14 protein-coding genes are annotated in these 20,755 nt (G+C 70.2%); 11 read left to right on the forward strand and 3 right to left on the reverse strand.

Translation table 11 applies throughout. From position 1 onward, the window contains the following. Position 1: 1 nt before the first annotated feature. From IT371_29255 to IT371_29270, 4 genes are all read left to right on the forward strand, one after another. Positions 2 to 1,738, forward strand: a complete 1,737-nt coding sequence (locus IT371_29255) for a hypothetical protein (protein MCC6751776.1) — start codon at positions 2 to 4, stop codon at positions 1,736 to 1,738. 182 nt (positions 1,739 to 1,920) lie between these two features. Further along, a complete protein-coding gene (locus tag IT371_29260; GenBank protein ID MCC6751777.1) occupies positions 1,921 to 3,033 on the forward strand; it encodes an endonuclease/exonuclease/phosphatase family protein in 1,113 nt (370 codons plus the stop codon). Positions 3,034 to 3,175: 142 nt separating this feature from the next. Beyond that, positions 3,176 to 7,480: a hypothetical protein gene (locus tag IT371_29265; GenBank protein ID MCC6751778.1), complete on the forward strand. Its 4,305-nt coding sequence runs from the start codon at positions 3,176 to 3,178 to the stop codon at positions 7,478 to 7,480. A gap of 27 nt (positions 7,481 to 7,507) precedes the next feature. Next, positions 7,508 to 8,767, forward strand: a complete 1,260-nt coding sequence (locus tag IT371_29270) for a glyceraldehyde-3-phosphate dehydrogenase (GenBank protein ID MCC6751779.1) — start codon at positions 7,508 to 7,510, stop codon at positions 8,765 to 8,767. Between the two features lie 69 nt (positions 8,768 to 8,836). On the opposite strand, the gene IT371_29275 is transcribed toward IT371_29270, so the two are convergent. Further along, complete coding sequence (locus tag IT371_29275) at positions 8,837 to 10,543, reverse strand: PDZ domain-containing protein (protein ID MCC6751780.1); 1,707 nt, start codon at positions 10,541 to 10,543, stop codon at positions 8,837 to 8,839. Between the two features lie 517 nt (positions 10,544 to 11,060). Here IT371_29275 and IT371_29280 point away from each other — a divergent pair. After that, positions 11,061 to 11,714: a hypothetical protein gene (locus IT371_29280; GenBank protein ID MCC6751781.1), complete on the forward strand. Its 654-nt coding sequence runs from the start codon at positions 11,061 to 11,063 to the stop codon at positions 11,712 to 11,714. Here IT371_29280 and IT371_29285 read toward each other — a convergent pair. Continuing rightward, entirely contained in the window at positions 11,709 to 12,827 is a 1,119-nt protein-coding gene (locus tag IT371_29285) for a hypothetical protein (GenBank protein ID MCC6751782.1), read from the reverse strand. The two genes, IT371_29280 and IT371_29285, sit on opposite strands and share 6 nt — an antisense overlap. Positions 12,828 to 12,918: 91 nt before the next feature. After that, positions 12,919 to 13,332 (reverse strand): hemerythrin domain-containing protein, encoded by a 414-nt coding sequence (locus tag IT371_29290; GenBank protein ID MCC6751783.1) that lies wholly within the window; start codon positions 13,330 to 13,332, stop codon positions 12,919 to 12,921. Between the two features lie 337 nt (positions 13,333 to 13,669). Between IT371_29290 and IT371_29295 the strand changes: the two genes are divergently transcribed. The 6 genes from IT371_29295 to IT371_29320 are packed head-to-tail and all read left to right on the forward strand — an operon-like array spanning position 13,670 to position 20,753. Continuing rightward, a complete protein-coding gene (locus tag IT371_29295) occupies positions 13,670 to 15,136 on the forward strand; it encodes a GAF domain-containing protein (protein MCC6751784.1) in 1,467 nt (488 codons plus the stop codon). A 36-nt stretch (positions 15,137 to 15,172) separates the two neighbouring features. Then, the gene (locus IT371_29300; protein MCC6751785.1) at positions 15,173 to 16,285 is read left to right on the forward strand and encodes a response regulator; all 1,113 of its coding nucleotides are present in this window, start codon (positions 15,173 to 15,175) and stop codon (positions 16,283 to 16,285) included. Between the two features lie 7 nt (positions 16,286 to 16,292). Continuing rightward, positions 16,293 to 19,091, forward strand: a complete 2,799-nt coding sequence (locus tag IT371_29305) for a chemotaxis protein CheW (protein ID MCC6751786.1) — start codon at positions 16,293 to 16,295, stop codon at positions 19,089 to 19,091. Beyond that, complete coding sequence (locus tag IT371_29310; protein ID MCC6751787.1) at positions 19,092 to 19,580, forward strand: chemotaxis protein CheW; 489 nt, start codon at positions 19,092 to 19,094, stop codon at positions 19,578 to 19,580. Beyond that, a complete protein-coding gene (locus IT371_29315; GenBank protein ID MCC6751788.1) occupies positions 19,577 to 19,942 on the forward strand; it encodes a response regulator in 366 nt (121 codons plus the stop codon). The genes IT371_29310 and IT371_29315 overlap by 4 nt, the downstream gene beginning before the upstream one ends. Beyond that, positions 19,935 to 20,753: a protein-glutamate O-methyltransferase CheR gene (locus IT371_29320; protein MCC6751789.1), complete on the forward strand. Its 819-nt coding sequence runs from the start codon at positions 19,935 to 19,937 to the stop codon at positions 20,751 to 20,753. Before IT371_29315 ends, IT371_29320 begins: the two co-directional genes overlap by 8 nt. Positions 20,754 to 20,755: the final 2 nt, after the last annotated feature.

Raw genomic sequence — 20,755 nt, forward strand, 5'->3', positions numbered from 1 at the left:
CATGCGACGAACCGGATCGATGGGTGCGCGCGCGGCTCTCGTGGTGCTCTTTGCGGTGGGCCTTTCCTCCGCCGCGCGGGCGGAGGTGAGCCTCAAGTTCAGCGGCAAGCTCCAGAGCGACCTGCGCTTCCGGGTCCTCGGGGCGCGCGTCGGGAGCTGGTACGGGCTGCAGGAGCTCGCCCCGGGCGTCTCCTTCAACGAGAACCTGGTGAAGTTCAAGCTCCAGGCCTCGGCCGGGCGGTTCCGCGGGGTGGCCGACGTGGACGTGATCGCCGTCGGCGCGCCGCGGCCGGGGGACTTCGGCGAGCTGCTGGACCGCAGCAAGCTCGACCCGATCGTGGTCAAGGCGCACTCGCTCTTCGTGGAGGCCACCGACCTGCTCCCGGGGCTCGACCTGCGCGTGGGGCAGCAGGTGGTGAACTGGGGCAAGGGGGATCAGTTCAACCCGACGAACAACCTCAATCCGAACGACCTGTGGGACCCGCTCCTCTTCGGCCAGCAGCTCGGCACGCCGATGGTCAAGGCGGACTACACCTTCTATCGCGAGTGGACCCTCTCGGGCGTGCTGGTCCCGATCTTCAAGCCGGCGCAGCTTCCGTCGTCGGCGCGGCTCGGCGTGGCGTCGCTCGATCGGCTTCCCTTCGTCGAGGATAGCCTGCGCTGGCGCCTGCACGCCGAGCAGACGCTCGTGCGCGACATCCTCAAGTACCCGACGGTGGTGACCAAGGCGATTCCGGTGCTCCCCGAGGCGCGGCTCGACAACATGCAGTTCGCCTTCCGCGTGGCGGGGGTGCTGGCGGAGCACGACCTGGCCTTCAGCTACTACAACGGCCGCACCGACATGCCGCAGCCCTTCGTCAACTACACGCGCCTCAACGCCGGCCGTCGCTGCAGCCCGAGCGACCCGAACGACTGCGTGGCCGGCATGATCGAGACCGAGGTCGAGCTCGGCTACCCGCGCATGCAGGTGCTGGGCTTCAACGCCTCGGGGCAGGTGAACGCGCTCGGCTGGCTCTCGAAGCGCATCCAGCCGATCGGGTACCGCTTCGAGCTCGGCGTCTTCTTCCCGCAGGAGGCGAGCATCATCCTGCTGCAGGACCGCATGGACTTCGGGCTGCGGCTCGAGCCCGCGGGGGAGTACGCCTACGGTCTCGGCGGCAGGCGCCCCCTGACCGTGAAGTCCACGCCCTTCGCCAAGTGGACCCTCGGGCTCGACTACAGCTTCGGCCGCCACGTCTACGCGAACGTCCAGTGGGTGCACGGCTTCGTCGACGAGTTCGGCGCCGGGGACTTCTTCAGCGAGGGGTGGGCCGTACGACGGGGAGGCGCGGCGGGCAACGCGGCGAGCCTCATGACCTGCGCGCTCGTGGACCCCAAGGGGGAGCGCTGCGCGACGGAGATCCTGCGCCCACGGCTCGGCGACTACCTGGTGCTCGGCCTCGACTTCAAGTTTCTGAGCGAGCAGCTGCTCGTGCGGCTCTTCATGATCTGGGACCTCATCGGCGTCTACGAGGAGAAGTGGGACGCGCAGGCCAACCGGCGCGTGCGCACGCACCACGGGACCTTCAGTGCGGAGGGCTTCTCGGCCGTCTTCTTTCCCGAGGTGACCTACAACTTCGGGCACGGCCTCGAGCTCTCCGCCGGCGGTCTCTTCAAGGTCGGCAAGGAGCACACCAAGTTCGGCGACCCCGCGGCCGGCGGCAGCGAGGTCTGGACCCGGGCGCGCTTCACCTACTAAGCGTCCGGCGCACGCCGCCCGGTCCGGAGGGCCCTTCGATAGTCGAGCGCCCTGACCGACCTTCGGTGGGGCGCGCCGTGACCGACGCGGACGGGCCGCGAGGATCTCTCGCAGATCCGCCGCCGGCGGTCGTGGCCCTCCTGGTGCCCGGTTTGCACAGTGCGACGCCGCGGAGGTGTCGCATGCGCAGGTGTGTCGCCGTTTGGACCCTGCTTCTGTTCGGGACTGGGGGCTGCGGCCTCGAGGTCGGCCCGGGCCTCGAGCGCCGGACGAGCAGCACGCGGGCCTCGTTTCTGACCTACAACGCGGGGCTGGCCCACGGCGCCGTGGCGCTGGCGCCCGAGCGCCTGCCGCGCATCGCCGCGGCCCTGAGCGAGAGCGGCGCCGAGGTGCTCTGCCTGCAGGAGGTCTGGCGGGACGAGGACTACGCTGCGCTCAAGACGGCGCTCGCCGAAGCCTACCCGTACGCGTTTCGCGAGCAGACGACCGACACCTCCCCGCGCAAGGTGAGCTGCGACGCCTGGAGCACCTTCCGGCTGGACCGCTGCGTCGCGTCGGACTGCACGCCGAAGGGGATCTCGGCCAGCGAGTGCGTGGCGGGCCCGTGTCAGGCGCGCTACGCGGCGCTCCCCGACGAGTGCAAGCTGTGCCTCGCGGCGAACACGGCGGCCCCCTGGCAGTGCGCTCTCTTCGGGGCCAAGCCCTTCGCCTACGACGGGCGCAACGGCCTCGCCCTCTTCAGCCGCTTTCCGATCGACAACGCGAGCTACCACGGTTTCGAGACGGCGCTCGTGAAGCGCGGCGCGATCCACGCGCGGGTGGGGCAGCGCGAGGTGCGGTGCACGCACCTTTCGGCCAAGCTCGACGACGTGCCCTATCCGAAGGGGCGGCGGAGCGCGAGCTGGGTCGACGAGCAGCGCGAGCAGCTTCGGTGGCTCGCCGACAGCAGCTCCGTGCACCAGTGCACCGTCCTGATGGGGGACCTGAACGCGGGTCCGCAGCGCGTCGGGCTCGCGGCCGAGCTCGGGGAGAGCTACGACGTGCTCCTCGAGGCGGGCTTCGTCGAGCCGTGGAGCGCGCCCGCTTGCACCTGGTGCAAGGACAATCCCTTGGCCGGCTCGCGCCAGGACGCGTGGCTCGACCACGTCATGTTCCGGGGCTGCCCGTCCACGCTCGGCAAGAGCTACCGCCGCGTTCTGGATGCGTGGGTGCAGCTCGTGCTGGGGAGCACCGTGCTGCGCACGCGCCTCTCTGACCACTACGGCCTTCTGGCCGAGCTGACGGACGCATCCTGACCCCATCTCGTCGCGCGTCGCCGCGCGTGGGGTCAAGCTGGCCCGCTCTCGTGGTGGCGTGTCCAGCGTGCGTTGCGGCGGCCAAGATCTCCGTTGAGAAGCATCAAGCCGGGGCCTGACGGGCGCGGTACGCTTGTTTCAAATGGCCGAGCTTCAGTCGCAGGCGCTGACGGTCAACCTGCAGCGGACCGCGGTGGAGGTGGTGATCCCGGAGGAGCAGCGGGTGCTGCTCGAGATCACCGCGCCCCTCTTCGGCGTGCAGCAGGACACCGAGCGGCTGCTGCGCGAGCTCAACCACCGCTACATCGGCTGGGCGCGCGCGCTCGAAGACCTGCACTACCGGGCGCTCGGAGACTTCCCCCACTACCGGGACCATCCGCGCGGGGCCGAGGGGCTGGCCGTCTACGTCGCGCTCTACGCCCGCATGGCGCGCGAGGCCGAGCCGCCTGCCCTGCGCGAGGTGGCGCTGCGCTACCTCTGCTACTACGGCGAGAAGATCCTCTCGGGCTCGGAGCAGGCGCTCGAGCGACACCTCGGCGTGGTGCAGGACATCTTGCGTCGGCTCGATGAGCGGCTGCTGGCCGACGCGCGGCTCGCCCCGGCGCTCACGCCACGGCTGAAGCGCGTTGCGCGGCTCCTCTTCGAGACGGCGCGAGAGCTCGTGGGCGGCAGGGAGGCGCTGGTCCACGCGCTGGACCTGCTCGCGCGCAGCGTGAACCAGCTGGTGGCGGGGCTCCTCGCGGCGGTGGATCCCGTCACCTGGTGTCCAGGGGTGGAGGTGCCGCCTCCGCAGCTCGACGCCATCACACACCGCGCGCTGGCCGGTTACCGAGCCGAGCTGGAAATCCTCGGGGCGGCCCCCGAGGACGCGACCGAGCTCGCCCGCCACGCCGAGCGATTGCTCGTGCTCCCCGACCAGGCGCAGCTCCTGCAAGCCTACCTCGACGTCGGGAGCCAGCTCGGGGGAGAAGGAGTGGGTCCGGCGAGCGCCCTTGCCGGTCCGCTCCGCCAGGTGCGCTGGCTCTCCTTCGTGCTGAGCAGCCCGCACCTCGACGGAGCGCACGAGCAGGCCCTGCGCGACATCGCCCGCTGCTGCGTGGCGGTGATTCGCCAGGCCGACGTGGCGACGCTCGCCGGCTTCGTGCGCGAGACCTTCGCCGTGCTGCGGCAGCTCCCCTCGCCGCACCCCGAGACGACGCTCAACCTGGTGGGCACGGTGGGCGAGGCGATCCTCGCCGCCGACGACCGGCCGGCCGCCGAGGCGCTCATCGACGAGATCCTGACGCTCGACTTCCACTATCCGAGCTTCGCCGGCTTCACCGAGGAGTGGCAGCCGCGCGTCTCCCCGGCGCACCTCGTGAACGTCCGCACCTACCTGCGTCTCATCGAGGTCAACCCCGAGCTCACGCGGCGCCTCCTGGCCGCGCTGGTCGTGCACCTGCGCCTGGGCGGCGTCTTCCTCGCCGACACGGACCTCTTCCAGAAGGACGTCTCGCAGCTCCTCAACGCGGGGATCGGCCCCGTCTATCACCAGCTCAAGCACCTGGCGAAGCTCTTCCCGATCTACTTCAGCGACATCGGCGCCGAGGGAGAGCTGCGCGAGGTCTCGACGCGCCTCGACGAGCTGTCGCACCGGCACGACCCCCTCTGTCACTTCCTCCGCAAGCAGTGCCACGTCGAGTGCAACGCGCTCGTGGCTCCGCTCGTCGAAGAGGCCGCGCGTTTCATGGTCACGGGGGAGGCGGGGCCGCTCGAGCGCCTGCTGCCCCCGCAGCTCCTGGCGCGGCTCGCCGTCGAGGAGAGGGGAGAGCGGTGGACCGAGCTGCGGCGCGTCCTTCTGCCGCTGCTCGGGCCGAGCGGGGACCTTCGGCCCTACTACCGGCTGGGGACCGACGAGCTCACGCGCCGATTCGAGGAGCTCGTGCCCGACGCGGACCCGGTCGAGCGCGAACGCGCGGTGCTCCTCCTCGAGCTGCGGCGCCTCGTGGGGCGCAAGTACGAGCTGGACCATGGGGACCTGGTGGGTCGCCTGCGCGCCTTCCATCGCCTGGACCCCGAGCGCGTGGCAGCGCTCGCGAAGGAGCTCGAGGGAGGGCTCGAGGCCGGCGGGCTCGAAGAGGCGCTCGACGGCGCGCTTTGGCTGCTCGAGCGGCTCAAGGCGCTGATCCTGCAGCCCGAGGCGACGACGGCCGTCGAGGACATCTACCGCAAGCGCCACGTCGCGGTGGGCATCCCGAGCGTCTACGGGCGCTACCGCGAGGAGAAGCTCGAGGCGCTCGGGCTCTCGTTCCGGCTCGAATCGCTCGCCGACGTGCTCTTCGAACGGGTCGTCGCGGACCAGAACCTGGAGGTCATGACGCGCACGACGCTCCGGCGCGTGGCTCGGACCCTGCGGTACTTCCTGCGGGCCCTGCGCGTGGACGGCTGCAACGCGCGCGGCTTCAGCGCCCGCGTGGAGATGCTCGAGGAGGCGCTCGGGCTAGCCGGCACCACCGTCGAGCAGTACCTCGACATCTTCCAGCTCATCGCGCAGAGCCTGAAACACCTCGTGCGGCTGCGCTTCCTCGAGATCTATCAGCCGATCCTCGAGGACCTGCTCCCGCGCATCCTGGTCCGGGACGGCGTGCGCGGCGGCGCGGCAGAGGGCGACGACCCGCGGGAGAGGGCGCTCCGACACGCCGAGGCCTTTCTGCGCGACCTCATGGCGCAGAGCTTCGGGCTGCAGCGACTGGACCTCTACGTGGGGCGCATCCTCGAGACGCTGCGGGCGGAGCGCGACGGGCTCGACGACGAGACGCGGACGCTCCTGCTGGCGCTCGACCTCGAGCGGCTGGCCTCGCCGATCGAGGGCGTGGCGCCGCGCCGGGGGGAGCGGGTCGTCGAGGGCGGCGGGGAGCGGCGGCCGGAGCGGTCGAGGGGGAGCGAGGCAGGGCCTGTCCCGGGAGTGATCCAGCTCGGCAACAAGGGCTGCCTGCTGAAGCGGCTGGCAGAGGCCAAGTTTCCGGTCCCGGCGGGTTTCGTGCTCGCCACGGAGCTCTTCCGCTGCCGCACGGCGATCCGGGTCTACCCGGCGCTGCGTACCGAGCTACGCGAGCGCATCGGCCGCCAGGTCGCCGAGCTCGAGCGCCGCGTCGGGGCGCGGTACGGGGACCCCGGCGGATCGCTCCTCCTGTCGGTGCGCTCCGGCTCGGCGATCAGCATGCCGGGCATGATGGATAGCTTTCTCAACGTGGGGCTCAACCCGACCGTGGCGGAGGGGTTCGCCTCCCGCTCGGGAAGCGCCTGGGCCGCGTGGGACGCCTATCGGCGCTTCGTCCAGATGTGGGGGATGGCCTTCGACATCAGCCGCGACCGCTTCGATCGCCTGATGCAGGAGGCCAAGCGCCGCCATTCGGCGCCGAAGAAGGCCGAGTTTCCGCCAGAGAAGATGCGGCAGCTCGCGCTCCGCTACCGCGAGCTGGTCGAGGATCACGGCGTGGAGGTGCCGGACGACCCGTACGAGCAGCTCGAGATGTGCGTCGAGCTGGTCCTCGATTCGTGGAACAGCGAGCTCGCCCGAGCCTATCGGCGCGCGCTCGGTATCGCCGAGGACTGGGGGACGGCGGTGGTGGTGCAGACGATGGTCTACGGCAACCTGAGCCCGCGTTCGGGGACCGGGGTGGTGCTCACGCGCCCGCGCCTCTCGGGGCGCGCCGGGGTCCAGCTCGACGGGGACTACATCGTGCAGGGGCAGGGGGACGACGTGGTCAGCGGGCTGGTCAGCACCTTCCCGATCACGGAGGCGCAGCGGGAGGCGCAGCGGCGCGGCGACGTCGCGACGCTCGAACGGCAGTTCCCGGCGATCTACCGCGAGCTGCACCGGCACGCGAGCACCCTCATCGAAGAGATGGGGATGAACCACCAGGAGATCGAGTTCACCTTCGAGAGCGACGACCCGCGCGAGCTCTATGTGCTGCAGACGCGGGACATGGTGCTGGCCGCGCTGCGCACGGTCTCGGCCTTCCTTCCGACGGCGGAGCTCGAGGCGGCCAAGGTGGCGGCGGGGATCGGGGCCGGTGGCGAGGCGCTGTGCGGCCGGGTGGCCCATACGGCCGAGGAGATCGCGCTGCTGCGGGAGCGGCATCCGCACGACCACGTGATCCTGGTGCGACCGGACACCGTGCCGGACGACATCCACCTCGTGCTGCAGGCCGATGCGCTCCTGACGGCTGTCGGGGGCGCGACGAGCCACGCGGCGGTGGCTGCACAGTGCCTCGGCCGGACCTGCGTGGTGGGGTGCCGCGTGCTCGAGGTGCACGATGACGAGGGGTATTCCCTGCTCGCGGGTCGCCGGGTGAACACCGGCGAGTATCTCTCGCTGAGCGGGCTGGACGGGTCGGTGTATCTCGGCCGTCACGCCGTGACCACCACCCGGGGCGAAGGGATCCGCGAGGCAGCCGGACGCTGAGGCGCCGGCGCCGGAAAGGAAGGGACCATGACGACGTTGCCGACGGAGGCGCTAGGGATCAACGGACTCGGTCGCATCGGCAAGCTCACCCTCTGGCACCACGTGGCCCGCAGGCACTTCGGGCGCCTCGTGGTCAACGTGGGCCGCCCGGTGGGGACCGGGCTCGAGGCTGTCTGCGCGGTGATCGAGAAGGACTCGACCTACGGTGCCATGCACCGCTTTCTCTTCGGCGCCAACGCCGAGCCCTGCGTGCGCATCGCCGACCGGGAGCAGGGGCTGCTCGAGGTGGCGGGGGTCCCGGTGCGGGTGCTGCAGCAGGCGCGCAATCCGCGAGAGATCGGCTGGCGGCAGCACGGCGTGCGGGTCGTGGTGGACTGCACCGGCGCCTTCGACGACCCGACGCGCCCGGCGGACCACGCCTCGGGGGCGCTGCGCGGGCACCTCGAGGCGGGGGCGCGCAAGGTGGTCTACAGCGCGCCGTTCAAGATCAAGGACAAGAGCCGCGGCGTCCCCGACGACGTGACGACCCTGATCTACGGCATCAACCACGACGCCTTCAACCCCGACCGACACGCGCTCGTCGCGGGGGCCTCGTGCACCACCACGGCGCTGGCCCATTTAGTAAAGCCCATTCTAGAACATCTGCACGCTTCGAACGTGATCACCGCCTCGATGAGCACGGTCCACGCGGCGACGAACAGCCAGAGCGTGCTCGACACGGTCCCTAAGGCCGGGGCGACGGACCTCCGCCGCAGCCGCAGCGTGCTGAACAGCATCGTCCTCACGTCGACCAACGCGGCCAAGGCGCTCGAGCAGGTGATCCCGCAGGTGCGCCAGATCGGCTTCATGGCCGACTCGGTGCGGATCCCGCTGCCGACGGAGTCGCTGATCATTCTCAACGTGACCTTCCAGTCGCGGCTGGCTCCCGACGGGTCGAGCGAGATCACGCGCGAGCGCCTGAACCGCATCTACGCCGACGCGGCGGCGGGGGCCCAGCGCGGCCTGCTCGTCTACAGCGAGGAGCAGAACGTGCCGGCGGACGTGAGCGGGCTCCGCGCGGCGGTGGTGGTGGAAGCGGTGGAGACGCACACCCGGACCGGGTTCGTGCGCCTCGACCTCGCGCAGGTGCCGGGGATCCCTGCCGAGGTGCTCAAGGCGCTCCCGGCGACGGGGATCGAGGTGCCGGTGACGCACGCCAAGGTCTTCGGCTGGTACGACAACGAGTACGGCAGCTACACGAACCTGCTCGGGGACCTCACGGTGCACGTGGCGCGCAGCCTCGACTGAACCCGGTCACCTTGGCCGCGAGCCATCCCGGCAGGCTGTGTTGCGCCGCGGCCTCGGTTCCTCGGTTCCTCAGTCCCCGAGCTCCTTGAGCGCCCGCTGAAGCGTCACGTCCTTGGCCGGGACGCCGGGGCTCGCGTAGAGGCCCGCCTTCACGTCGGCCGCGGTCTGCGCGACCTCGATGTCGGGCTTGGTGCCGAGCTCCTCCGCGAGGGTGCCCGAGGGGGTCGTGACCGCCGCGTAGTCGAGGCCGATGGTCAGCTCGGCGGTGAGCGGCCAGAACTCGACCGTGCCGCTGCCCCCGCCGGTCGTGCGGCCGACGAGCTTGGCCCGGCCGAGGGCCTTGAGGATCGTGGGGGCGAGGTGACCGTTGCTGTACGAGCCCTCGTCGGTGAGGACCACGAGCGGCCCCGTGAACGCCCCCTGCGCGGGGACCACGACGTCCTCCACGAAGGCCTCGGGGGTGCCGCGATGGTAGTCGCGCGCCACGGTCGTCACCGCTGGAAGGAGGTAGGCGAGGAGCGCGTTGCGGTAGCTCGACTCGCCGCCGGGATTCTCGCGCAGGTCGAGGATGAGCCCCTTGGCGTCCTTGAGCGCCTCGAAGGTGGCCTTGAGCTCGCCCACGAGCTTGGCGTCCTGAAAGGTGCGGACGCGCAGGTGGGCGTAGCTCTTGCCCGACACGCCGGCGAGCCGCTGGCTGGTGAGGATCGGGCCCGAGGGGGCGGGCGGTGCGGCGCGGGGGATGGAGAGCGCGAGGTTGTCGCGTTCGAGTTTCAGCGCCGCCTTCGACCCCTCCTCGCCGGAGAGCCAGGACTGCAGCAGCGTGCGGTGGTACCCCGCGTCGTTCGGCCGCGGGATGAGCTTGCCGTTCTGCGTCTCGTGCTCGGCGAAGGTCTTGCCGTCCACGGTCACGATGCGGTCCCCCACCTTGAGCCCTGCGCTCTCTGCCGCGGAGCCGGCATCGAGACGCTCCACATACGCGGCGCCGTCGAGGAGCGCGAGGCGCACCCCGGCCACGGGCACGCGCCGGCCGAAGGCGCTGTTCACGCTGCGAATGAAGGAGTGGCCGTCCTTGAGCTCGGCCAGCAGTCGCGCCACGAGCTGGTGAAACTCGCGGTCCGTGGCGGACTTGTCGAGCTCGGGCTCGTAGACCTTCTTCACCGCGTCCCAGTCCACGCCCTTCAGCGCGAAGAAGGGGTAGTTGCGCTTGGCGTGGTTCCAGATGAAGTCGAAGACGCAGCGGCGCTTGGTCCCGTCGAGCGCGCCGAGGCCGCAGACGGGCGTCTCGGGGGGCACGGGGGTGTCGAGAAGCAGATCCGCGGTGACGGTCTTGGCCGGGGCGACCTCGATGGAGACCATGAGCGAGTCGGTCAGATCTCCGGCGTCGAGGGGCTTCTCGGCGCTGAAGTTGCCGTTGTCGTCGAGGAAGGCGGCCGCGAGGTACCGACCCGCGGGGACGCGATCAAAGGTGTAGGTGAGGGGGCCTTTCTTCAGGTCCCCCTGCAGCACGACGGTCTTGAGGGGCTGGCCGCCAAGGTCGGGGGGGGCGTCGAGGAGCGCCACGACCACGCTGCCGGCCTGGTCCCCCGGAGGAGCGGGGAAGATGTTTGGCGCGACGGAGATCTTGCCCGTCACCGTGCCGAAGCCCGCTACTGCGCCGTCGGTCGTTCGTCCGTCGGTGACTCCGGCGTCGGCGGGGGTCGAGGTCGTCGAGCTGCACGCGACGAGTGAGATGGCCGTGACCGCGACGCAAAGTGGCAGGGCTGGTGAGCGCTGCATGAGCTCCTCCGTCAGGTGTTGGAGAGGGCAGAATACCGCGGACCGGGGAGCGTCGCGAACTGCGCGAGCGGGGCATTGGCGTCGGGTATGGGCGGGAAGGGGCCAGGGCGAGAGCGCGGGCGGCCGTGGGCGCACGCGGGCGGCCGTGGTGCGTCGGGAGGTCGGAGAGGATGGCCAGCGACGGGAGGTAGGCGCGGGCGCGGACGGTGGTGTGCGCATGCGGACGGCGTTGGCGGACCGGTGCGCCGGGGAGGATGGCTGTCGATGGGAGGGTGGGCGAGAGCGCGAGCGGCGGTGGGCGCAGGCGGGCGGTCGGGGCGGATCGGTGCGTCGGGAGGGTCTTCTTGTTGCTGATCGTTGCGTTGGTGTGCGCAAGGACATCTCTTGACGTCCGACTGGCACTCTGCTACTATTGGCCTTATTCATGATGGCACACAAACATAAATCCTCCTCGGGAGATGACCAGACTTCGGGCACGCGTCTTCCGGCGGGTTATGCGAAGCAGCTCCCCTTGCCGATGCGGGAGGCGACGGGGTGGGGCGGGAAACGCGAGGGTGCGGGGAGGAAGAAGAAGCCGGGAAGTGGGCTGCCGCATCGGGCGCGACCGCTCCTGGCCAGCCGGTTTCCGGTGCACGTCACGATGAAGATCGTGGAGGGCTTGCCGAACCTGCGGAGCAAGAAGCAGCTACGCGCGATCGAGAAGGCCTTCGTGAAGTCGGCGGGACGGTTCGGCATGAACCTCGCGCACTATTCGATCCAGAAGAACCACCTGCACCTCGTGACGGAGGCGAAGGACCGGGGCGTGCTGATGAAGGGGCTGCGGGCGTTGGCGATTCGCCTCGCGCACGCGCTGAATGGGACTGTGGGCCGCCGGGGACGGGTCTTTCGGGATCGCTACCACCAGCACATCCTGAAGACGCCGAGCGAGGTGAAGGCGGCGTTGGCGTACGTGCTTCAGAATTCGCGCAAACATAGCGTCGCGCGCGGCAAGTGGGTACCGCGACGCGACCTGGACGCGTGCAGCTCGGCCCGCTACTTCGACGGCTGGAAGGACCTCACGCCGCTGCGCCCCGACGGAAACCCGCCGGTGCTCGAGCCGCGGACCTGGCTCCTGAAGACTGGCTGGAGGTTGCGGGGGCTGATTCCCACGAGCACCGTGCCCGGATCATAGGGCGGGCCTGGAGGGCGGGAGGCGGGAGCGGAGCGCGTTGCCGAGCGAGGAGAGCAGGGGCCGGTAGTCGCCGCTCAGCTGGCCGCGAACGCACTTGGGCGCGAAGAGGAGCGGGGGAAAGCGTTCGAGGAGCGCGTGGATGCGGATGGCCGGGAGCGCGCCCCCCTCGAAGCAGCGACCGGTGGAGGGCAGCAGCGTCGGCTCGGTCACGTCCAGGCCCACCTCGACCGGCTCCGGAGGTCCGGCGACCGCTGCGAGGAGCAGGCGCCCGGGGGGCTTGAGCTGGCGGAAGAAACTCTCGTACTCGGCGATCGCCACGAGCCAGTCGCCGACGGGTCGGCAGCCATGCCGCGGGCCGATTTTGGAGCGATCGTTCACATCGCACCAGATGCCGAACTCGAAGCAGCGGAAGCCGGAGAGAGGCCCCAGCGGATCGGTCAGGCCGGCGGGCACGGGGCGGTAGAGCTCGGTCTTCGCGGCGGAGCAGTCGTCCTCGTCGGTGACGAAGAGCACGGCGAGGAGCGCCCCGGGGCGGAGAAAGCCCGGGTTCACGCGGCGGGCCGGGTCGAGCGCGCGGCGCGCGGCCTCGAGGGGCTGCTCGAACTCGCAGCCGCCGTTGCCGAGGGCGAGCTGGCAACGGAAGGCCTGCGCGAGCTTCTCGAGCTCGGGTTCGGGACCCGGCACGTTGCTCTTGCCGGCCACGAGCTCGACGTACGGGGCCTCGAGCTTCGGGCAGCCCTGCCTCGAGGCCGGCGGCCGGAGCTTGCCGCCGTCGCCGCCGACGCGCTCGCACGTGCCGAGGCGGTAGGGCCCGGCTCCGAGGTCGGCGGTGACCACCCCGAGGCGAAGATCGGGCAGATCCGCGGCGTCCTTGCCGAGCGCGTCGAGGAGCGCCGGCAGGTGCATTGCCAGGGTGTCGCGGAGTTCGTCGGTGGAGGACGAGTTGTCGGCCACGACGAGCAGATCGATCTGACGCTGCAGCGCGGGGACGTTACCCGCATCGAGGAGCGGTGCGGGTTCGGGCGCGGCGCAGGCGCAGGAAAGAATAGCGGCTGCAAGCGGAACGAAGGTGTGAGTGAAACCGTCAGAGCGGTGCGGCGCGTGAGTCCCCATGCGTGTCTCCCCCATGCATGACGCGAGTATGGCATGCAGGGGGTCGCTTCGTCACCGAGGCTGCGTGACTTCGGCGCTCTAGGGGGTGTCCCTAGCCCTTGTCGAGCGGGTAGAGCTCCTTTTCCTCTTTGGCGATCCGGTCCCCGAGGGCGGCGAAGATCTTCTTGGACTCGGCGATGAAGCCGTTGGCGTCGGCCTGAATGGCCTTCGCCGTGAGCCACTTACCGTTGTAGTCGCTGAAGGCCTTGCCGAGTCCGCCGACCTCGTCCAGGAAGCGTTTTGCCGTCGCCACGACCTTGCTATCGGTGCTGGCCAGCAGGCGCGGATAGAAGGACTTGTCCTCCATGGCGAGGTGGACGCTCAGCTTGCCTGCGAAGGCCGAGAGCTGCTTGCGGATCGTCTCCGCATCCGTGGCCACTTTTGCGGGGACCAGCGAGGCCGACATCTCCTTCGCCAGGTCCAGCAGCTCGCGGTGCACTTTTACCAGGTTGTCCGTGATGGCCATTCCGCTCTCCTTGGATGGATCTTCAGTGACGCAACTTGCGCGACACTTTTTCGTGCCTGTAACATCCGACGCAGGATCGCAGACGCGGCGGCGATCGGTCAAGGATCGTCGGCCGAGATCGTGAGGTGGCCGAAGTAGTTGGGCGCGCACATCAGGGCCGCGTTTCTCGACGGGGGCGGCTTCTCTTGATTAGGTACCCAAAGGAATTGTGACTGGCGGCTGGGCCACTCAAGAATCGGAGGACCTGGTCGATGATGGATACATCGGAAGCGAGGGGGCGCCTCCGTGGAGAGTGTATTGCTGGAAATCCTGGGGGGGAGATGGCAGGGAGACGCCAATGGCTGCGGATCATCCGGACGGGACGAGCCCCGACATCAAACCATCCAAGCCCCGCAGCCCCCGCGGCAAGGCCAGAGGGGCCGGAGGCCCCGGTGACGGGGGAAACGGCAACGGCCGCTCGGGAGCTGCGGATGCGCTTCGCGCCGAACTAGAGGACGCACGGGCCTGCCATCGGCTGCTCGTCGCACTGGTCGGGGCCATCGATGACGCTTCGGCGGCCGACGACGCGGCCCACGCGGCGCTTGACGCGCTGCGGAGCGCCTTCGGCTGGGCCTATGGAACCTACTGGTCCCTAGAGGCCCAGGACGGCCGATTGACCCCCAAGATCGAGTCGGGCAGCGTCCACGACTCCTTCCGCCGCGCCACGCTCTCGTCGGCCTTCCGGCTCGGCCAGGGGCTTCCCGGCCTGGCCTGGCGAGACCGCGACGTGGTCGTTGTCGAGGGCGTGTCGTCGTTGATCGGGCACGACCGCGTTGACGCGGCGCGCGAGGCAGGCCTCCTCTCGGCCACCTGCGTGCCACTCATGCGCGGCGGCGAGGTCGTGGGGGTGCTGGAGTGCTTCAGCAGCGAGGGAGAGGCGGTCTCCGGAGCACGGCGGGAGACGCTGCGGAGCGTCGGACGCATCGTCTCCGCGTGTCTCGGGCGCTTCGAGGCCCGCGAACGGGCCGAGAGCTCCCAGGGGCGGGTCAAAGAGGCGTCGGTCAAGCTCGGAGAGGCCGCGGGACAGCTGGTCCAGGCGGCGAATCAGCTCGCGGACCGCGCCTCGCACACCTCGGCGCAGGCGAGCATGGTGGTTTCCGCGGCGGAGGAGATCCAGGGCAACCTGGCCTCCGTCGCCAGCGCGGCCGAGGAGATGAGCGCCTCGGTCCGGGAGATCGCGTCGAACGCGAGCGAGTCGGCGCGGACCTCGCGCCAGGCCAAGGAGCTGGCCACGGGGGCGAACACCACCGTGCAAGCGCTCAGCGTGAGCTCGGCTGCCATCGGTAAGGTGACGAAGGTCATCAGCACCATCGCCCAGCAGACGAATCTGCTCGCTCTCAACGCCACGATTGAAGCGGCCCGGGCGGGCGAGGCGGGCAAGGGCTTCGCCGTGGTGGCCAACGAGGTGAAAGAGCTGGCCAAGGAGACCGCCCGCGCCACGGAGGAGATCGCGCAGCAGATCGAGACCATTCAGGCCGACACGGCCAAGAGCGTCGCGGCGATCAGCGACATCGTCCGTATCATCGAGTCGATCGACGCGCACTCGTCGTCCATCGCCGCCTCGGTGGAAGAGCAAGCGGCCACGGTGGGACAGATCGCGCGCCACGCGTCCGAGGTTTCTGCGGGAGTGTCCGCCGTGGTGGACGTGATCTCGGGGGTGGCGGAGGCGGCTCGAGACTCCGAGAACCAGGCGGCCGTGGCGCAGAGCGGCGCGGTGGGGGTGGAGGAGCTGGCAGAAGGGCTCCGAGCGGCAGCACTGCAGTAGAGGCTTCGGGGGACTTGGACGGACGTGTGGCCCCAGATGCGAGGCGTGCAGCTGCGTACCGACGGGAACATCAGTGCGAGACCCCCGGGGCCGCTGCGCGTGCTCGTGGTCGACGACGACCCCGTCTACCGAAACATCGTCTCCCGCACCCTCTCCCGACTCGCGCAGGTAGAAGTAGTGGCGGGCGTCGGCACCATCGCGCAGGCCCAGGCGCGCCTCGCGCAAGGGGGGATCGACCTCGTGTCCCTGGACGTGGTCCTGCGAGACGAGTCCGGGCTCGACCTCCTGCGCTGGATCCGGCAGCACCATCCGGGGGTCCCGACGGTGCTGGTGACCGGAGGGAGCGGGACGGGGGTCACGACTTCGGTGGACGCGCTGCTCATCGGAGCGGCGGCCCTGGTCCTCAAGCCGAGCGGGGCGAGCGCGGCGCAAGAGCTCAGCACCGCGCTCGAACGCGTCGTCGACGCGGTTCGCTCGTCGCTCGTGACCAGCACCGTGGCGCCGCCGAGGGAGCGAATCGAGGTGCCGCCGCCGCGCACCGCGCACTTCGCGATGCGGCGGGAGCTCGTCGCCGTCGGGGCGTCGACCGGCGGGCCCCCTGTGCTGGTGGAGTTTCTGAAGCGGCTCCCACCAGCGTTCAGCGTACCGGTGGTGATCACCCAGCACATGCCGTCCCTGCACGTGCCGTACTTCGCGGAGCTCCTCGCCAAGCAGAGCGGGCGCCGCGTGGTGCTCGCGCGCCACAGCGACCCCGTGGAGCCAAGTACGGTCTACCTGGCCTGCGGAGGGCTGCACCTCACCGTGGCGCGGCGCGCGAACCTCCTCGTCCTGCAGCAGGACCAGGGTCCAGAGGAGCACAACTGCCGTCCGGCGGTGGACCCGCTCTTCCGGTCGGTGGCCGCGGCCTGCGGGTCGGCGTCGGTGGCGGTGCTCATGACGGGGATGGGAACCGATGGCGCGGCGGGCGCGGTGGTGCTCCGCGCGAAGGGGGCTCCGGTGGTCGTGCAGGACCAGGCGAGCAGCGTGGTGTGGGGGATGCCGGGGGCCGCGGTAGCCGCGGGTGGCGCCGACGCGGTGGCGCCGGGGCCAGAGCTCGCGAACTGGGTGGTGAAGTGGACCTCCGGACACAAGCAGCACGGGAAAGGATAGCCGGTCCATGAGCGGAAGCGGCGACGGCAAGAGCAACCTCCCCGAGCGCGACCCGGAGACCCTCGAGCTCTTCGTGGAGGAATCGCTCGAGGCGCTGACGCGGGTGGAGAAGCTCCTCCTTGCGGCCGAAGGGGGACAGGCCCCGACGAACCTGATGGCCAGCCTCTTTCGCGACATCCACACCATCAAGGGCACGTCCGGCTTTCTTGCGCTCACGCGCATCCTCTCGCTTTCGCACGTGGCGGAGGATCTCCTGTCGCGGCTCCGCGACGAGGAGCTCGAGCCGCGGCCGGCGCACTTCAGCTTGCTCATGTCCGTCTCCGACGTCCTCCGGCGCATGATCGAGCGCGTGAAGGCCACGGGCGACGAGGGCGACGAGGACGTCGAGCCGCTGGTGGAGAAGCTGAAGGCCACGCTGAAGGAGGGTGGCGCGGCTATCGCGCCCGGCGGCGTGGGTGGGACGCCCGCGTTCCAGGAGGGCGAGTTCGAGGCGCCACAAGTGCCGAAGCTGGGCGAGGTGCTGGCGACCCGGCACGGCGTGACGCCGGAGCAGCTCGAGAGCGCGCTCGCGGCGCAGCGAGAGCTCCAGGCGGCGGTGCCCAAGCTGGGCGAGCTCCTCGTCGCGCAGCACGTGGTGACTCCGGCCCAGCTCGATCAGGCGCTCGAGCAGCAGCAGAGCGCCCGCCAGGAGGCCGAGCGCGCCAAGGCCGAGTCGAGCGACGGCACGGTGCGCGTGAACGTGGCGGTGCTCGATCGGTTGATGAACCTGATCGGGGAGCTCGTGCTCGCGCGCAACCAGATGGTGCAGATCGTGCGCGCGGTGCGCGACACCAACTCCCACGCGCAGGCCGCCTGTCACCGGCTGAGCCTCGTGACCTCGGACCTGCAGGAGCAGGTGATGAAGACCCGCATGCAGCCGGTAGCGCGGGTCTTCGAGCGCATCCCGCGCATGGTGCGCGACCTCTGCCAGCAGACGGGCAAGCAGGTCACGACCCAGGTTGAGGGGACGGCCACCGAGATCGACAAGGCGCTCGTCGAGGCGATCCGCGACCCGGTGATGCACATCGTGCGGAACGCTATCGACCACGGTATCGAGGTCCCCGAGCGGCGCCTCGCCGCGGGCAAGGCCCCGGGTGGACGCCTCTGCGTGCGCGCCTCCCACGAGGGGGGGATGGTGACCATCGAGGTCGAGGACGATGGCCGCGGGATGGACGCGAAGGCGCTCCGAGCCCACGCGGTCCGCAAGGGGCTCCTGCGCGCGGCGGAGGCGGATCAACTGAGCGAGCGGGAGGCGCTCGAGCTGATCTTTCGCCCCGGGTTTTCGACCGCGGAGAAGGTCACCGACATCTCCGGCCGCGGCGTGGGCATGGATGTGGTGCGCACGCACGTCGAGCGGGCGGGCGGGCAGGTCGAGCTGGAATCCGTCCTCGGCAAGGGGTCGGTCATCCGGCTCAAGATGCCGCTGACGCTAGCCATCATCCCCGCCCTCCTGGTCAAGACCGGGGGCCAGCGCTTCGCCATCCCCCAGGTGAACCTGCTCGAGCTCGTCTATCTGAACGAGGAGCAGGCGCGCGCGAGGATCGAGACCGTCCGCGGCGCGCCGATCTACCGCCTCCGCGGAGAGATCCTGCCCCTGGTCGACCTCTCGGAGGTCCTGCGCCTCGGCCCGGGGGGCCTGCGCGCGGCGGTCGGCGGGGTGAACGTGGTCGTGGTGGCCGTGGGGAGCCGGCGCTACGGCCTGGTGGTCTCCGAGATCCACGACACCGAGGAGATCGTGATCAAGCCGCTCCACGGGCAGCTCAAGCGGCTGACCTGCTACTCGGGGGCGACGGTGCTCGGGGACGGCGGCGTGGCGCTGATCCTCGAGGTGGCCGGGATCGCCGGCATGGCGGGGATCGACCTCTCGACGCAGAAGCGTGCGGCGACTGCGGCGCAGGCGAACGCCAAGCGTCAGGCCGCGGCGCGGCAACCGTACATCGTCTTCTCCGCGGGGGAGGGGACGCCCTGCGCGGTGCCGCTGGCCATGGTGGCCCGCCTCGAGCATCTGCCCGCCAGCAGCTTCGAGCGCGTGGGCGGTAGCGAAGTGGTGCAGTACCGCCAGACGATCATGCCCATCATGCGCCCCGAGGCGCTGCTCCCCATCGGGCAGAGCATCGAGCCGGCCGGTCCCGAGCAACCGCTCATCGTCTTCGACTTCGGCCAGATGGTGGGGATGGCCGTGAACCGTATCGTGGACATCGTGGAGCTCGAGCTGGACGACGAAGTAGGCCGCGACGCGACCCCGTTTACCCTCGGGCGGGTGGTGGTCTTCGGTCGCACGACGCTCCTGCTCGACGTCTTCCGGCTCGCGCGCGAGCTCGTCCCCACCTTCGTCGAGGAGCGGCGTGGGAACTCAGCCGCGAGGCCGCAGCGGATCCTCGTGGTGGACGATTCGAACGCCATGCGCGCCGCCCTCACCGGGTATCTGCGCGCCACGGGGCTCGAGGTGGTGGACGTCGGGAGCGGCGAGGCGGCCCTGAAGGCCCTGCGGGCGCAGCAAGACCACCGCTTCGACGCGGTGGTCACGGACCTGGAGATGCCGGGGGTCGACGGCTACACGGTGCTCGCCTCGGCGCACAAGGAACATCCCACGCTGCCGGTCTTCGTCTGGACCAGGCACGACGACCCGGCGATGGAGCGGCGCGTGATGTCCGCAGGAGCCCGGGCTTGCGTCCATAAGCTCCGGCGGGAGGAACTCCTCGAAGCGTTCGAGGCCCATGGGATTACCGCACCGCGCAAGCGCGCGTCCGACCTGGGGAGGTTCTAGATGTCGTCCAGCCTGTACGAACAGCTAGCCCGCTCCGAGGCGGGGAAGTGGGCGACCTTCTACCTGGCCGGCGAGCTCTTCGCCCTGCCCGTCGAGGACGTGCAGGAGGTGCTGATGCCGCAGCCCCTCACGCCGGTGCCGCTGGCTCCCGAGCACATCGTGGGCCTGCTGAACCTGCGCGGCCAGATCATGACCGCCATCGACCTGCGGCGACGACTCCACTTCCCCGAGAGGGGCGAGGAGAGCGCCAGGAGCCTGCTCGTGATCAAGGCCCACGACCGGCTGATCAGCGTGGTGGTGGATGAGATCGGGGACGTCCTGGACCTGCCGGAGGAGCGCTGGCAGCCTCCGCCCGAGACGCTCGGCGCGCAGCACCGTTCGTTCGTTTTCGGCATGTGCCCCATAGAGCAGCAGATGGTCCTCGGCCTGCAGGTGGAGTCCATCAGCGGCGACGAGGACCGACCCCATCGAGGAGGACTCGCAGGATGATGGCGCTCATCGTGGACGACTCGGCCGCCATGCGGCGCATTCAGCAGAAGGCGCTGGAGTCGCTCGGGTGGCAAGTGAAGGCGGCGAGCAGCGGTGAGGAGGCGCTCGCCGCGCTCGAGGGCCTGCCGGAGTGCGTGCTCCTGCTCACCGACTGGCACATGCCCGGGATGGACGGGCTCCAGCTCGTGTCGGCGGTGCGCAAGGACCCGCGCTACAGCAAGCTGCGCATCGTGATGGTCACCTCCGACGCGGTGCTCGACTCGGTCGAGGCGGCGCTCTCGGCTGGAGCGAACGACTTCCTGATGAAGCCCTTCACGACCGAGGTACTGGCCGAGCGCGTGGCCGAGGTAATGCGTGGCTAGTTCGAGCTCGGACCACAAAGAGAGCTGGGCCGCGGTGCGCGAGTTCATGCAGCGCACCTGCGGCGTCGTGATGGCCGAGGAGCAGAAGTACCTCCTCGAGGCGCGGCTGCAGCCGGTGGTCAAACGTTTCCAGCTCCGCTCCATCACGGAGGCGGTGCAGGTGGCGCGCACGGGGCCGCAGGCCTCGGCGGTCACGGCGGCGGTGATCGACGCCATGACCACGCACGAGACCTTCTTCTTCCGCGACGACGCCTTCTGGCGGACGCTCCACGAGGCGGTGCTCCCCAGGTTGAACGCTGCGCTCGGGGGCACCCGGCGGCTGCGGGTCTGGTCGGCGGCCTGCTCGACGGGGCAGGAGGTCTACTCGCTGGCCATGCTGCTCGCCGAGGGCTGGCCCGCGCTCGCCGAGCGCACCGAGCTCGTCGGCACCGACGTCTCCGAGTTGGCGGTCGCGAAGGCTCGCGAGGGGGTCTACAACAGCATCGAAGTGAACCGCGGGCTCGGTGCGGCGCGGCTGGTGAAGCACTTCGAGGGCGCCGAGGGGGGCTTCCGGGTCAAGGAGGCGCTCCGCAAGCGCGTGAGCTGGCAGGTGCACAACCTGCTCCAGCCGGGGCTCGATCCGGTGGGTTGCGACCTGGTGCTCTGTCGCAACGTCCTCATTTACTTCAACGAAGAGGATCGCAAGAAGGTGCTCCGGCGGCTACGATGTGCCGCCCACCCGATGGGTTTCATCGGCGTGGGGAGCACCGAATTGATCAAGGGTCGCCAGCTCGCTGCTGGCTGGTACGCTAACTCCGAGCTGGGGGAGTGAGA

It is taken from the genome of Deltaproteobacteria bacterium (genome assembly GCA_020848905.1).
In the GTDB taxonomy this organism is placed as follows: domain Bacteria; phylum Myxococcota_A; class Polyangia.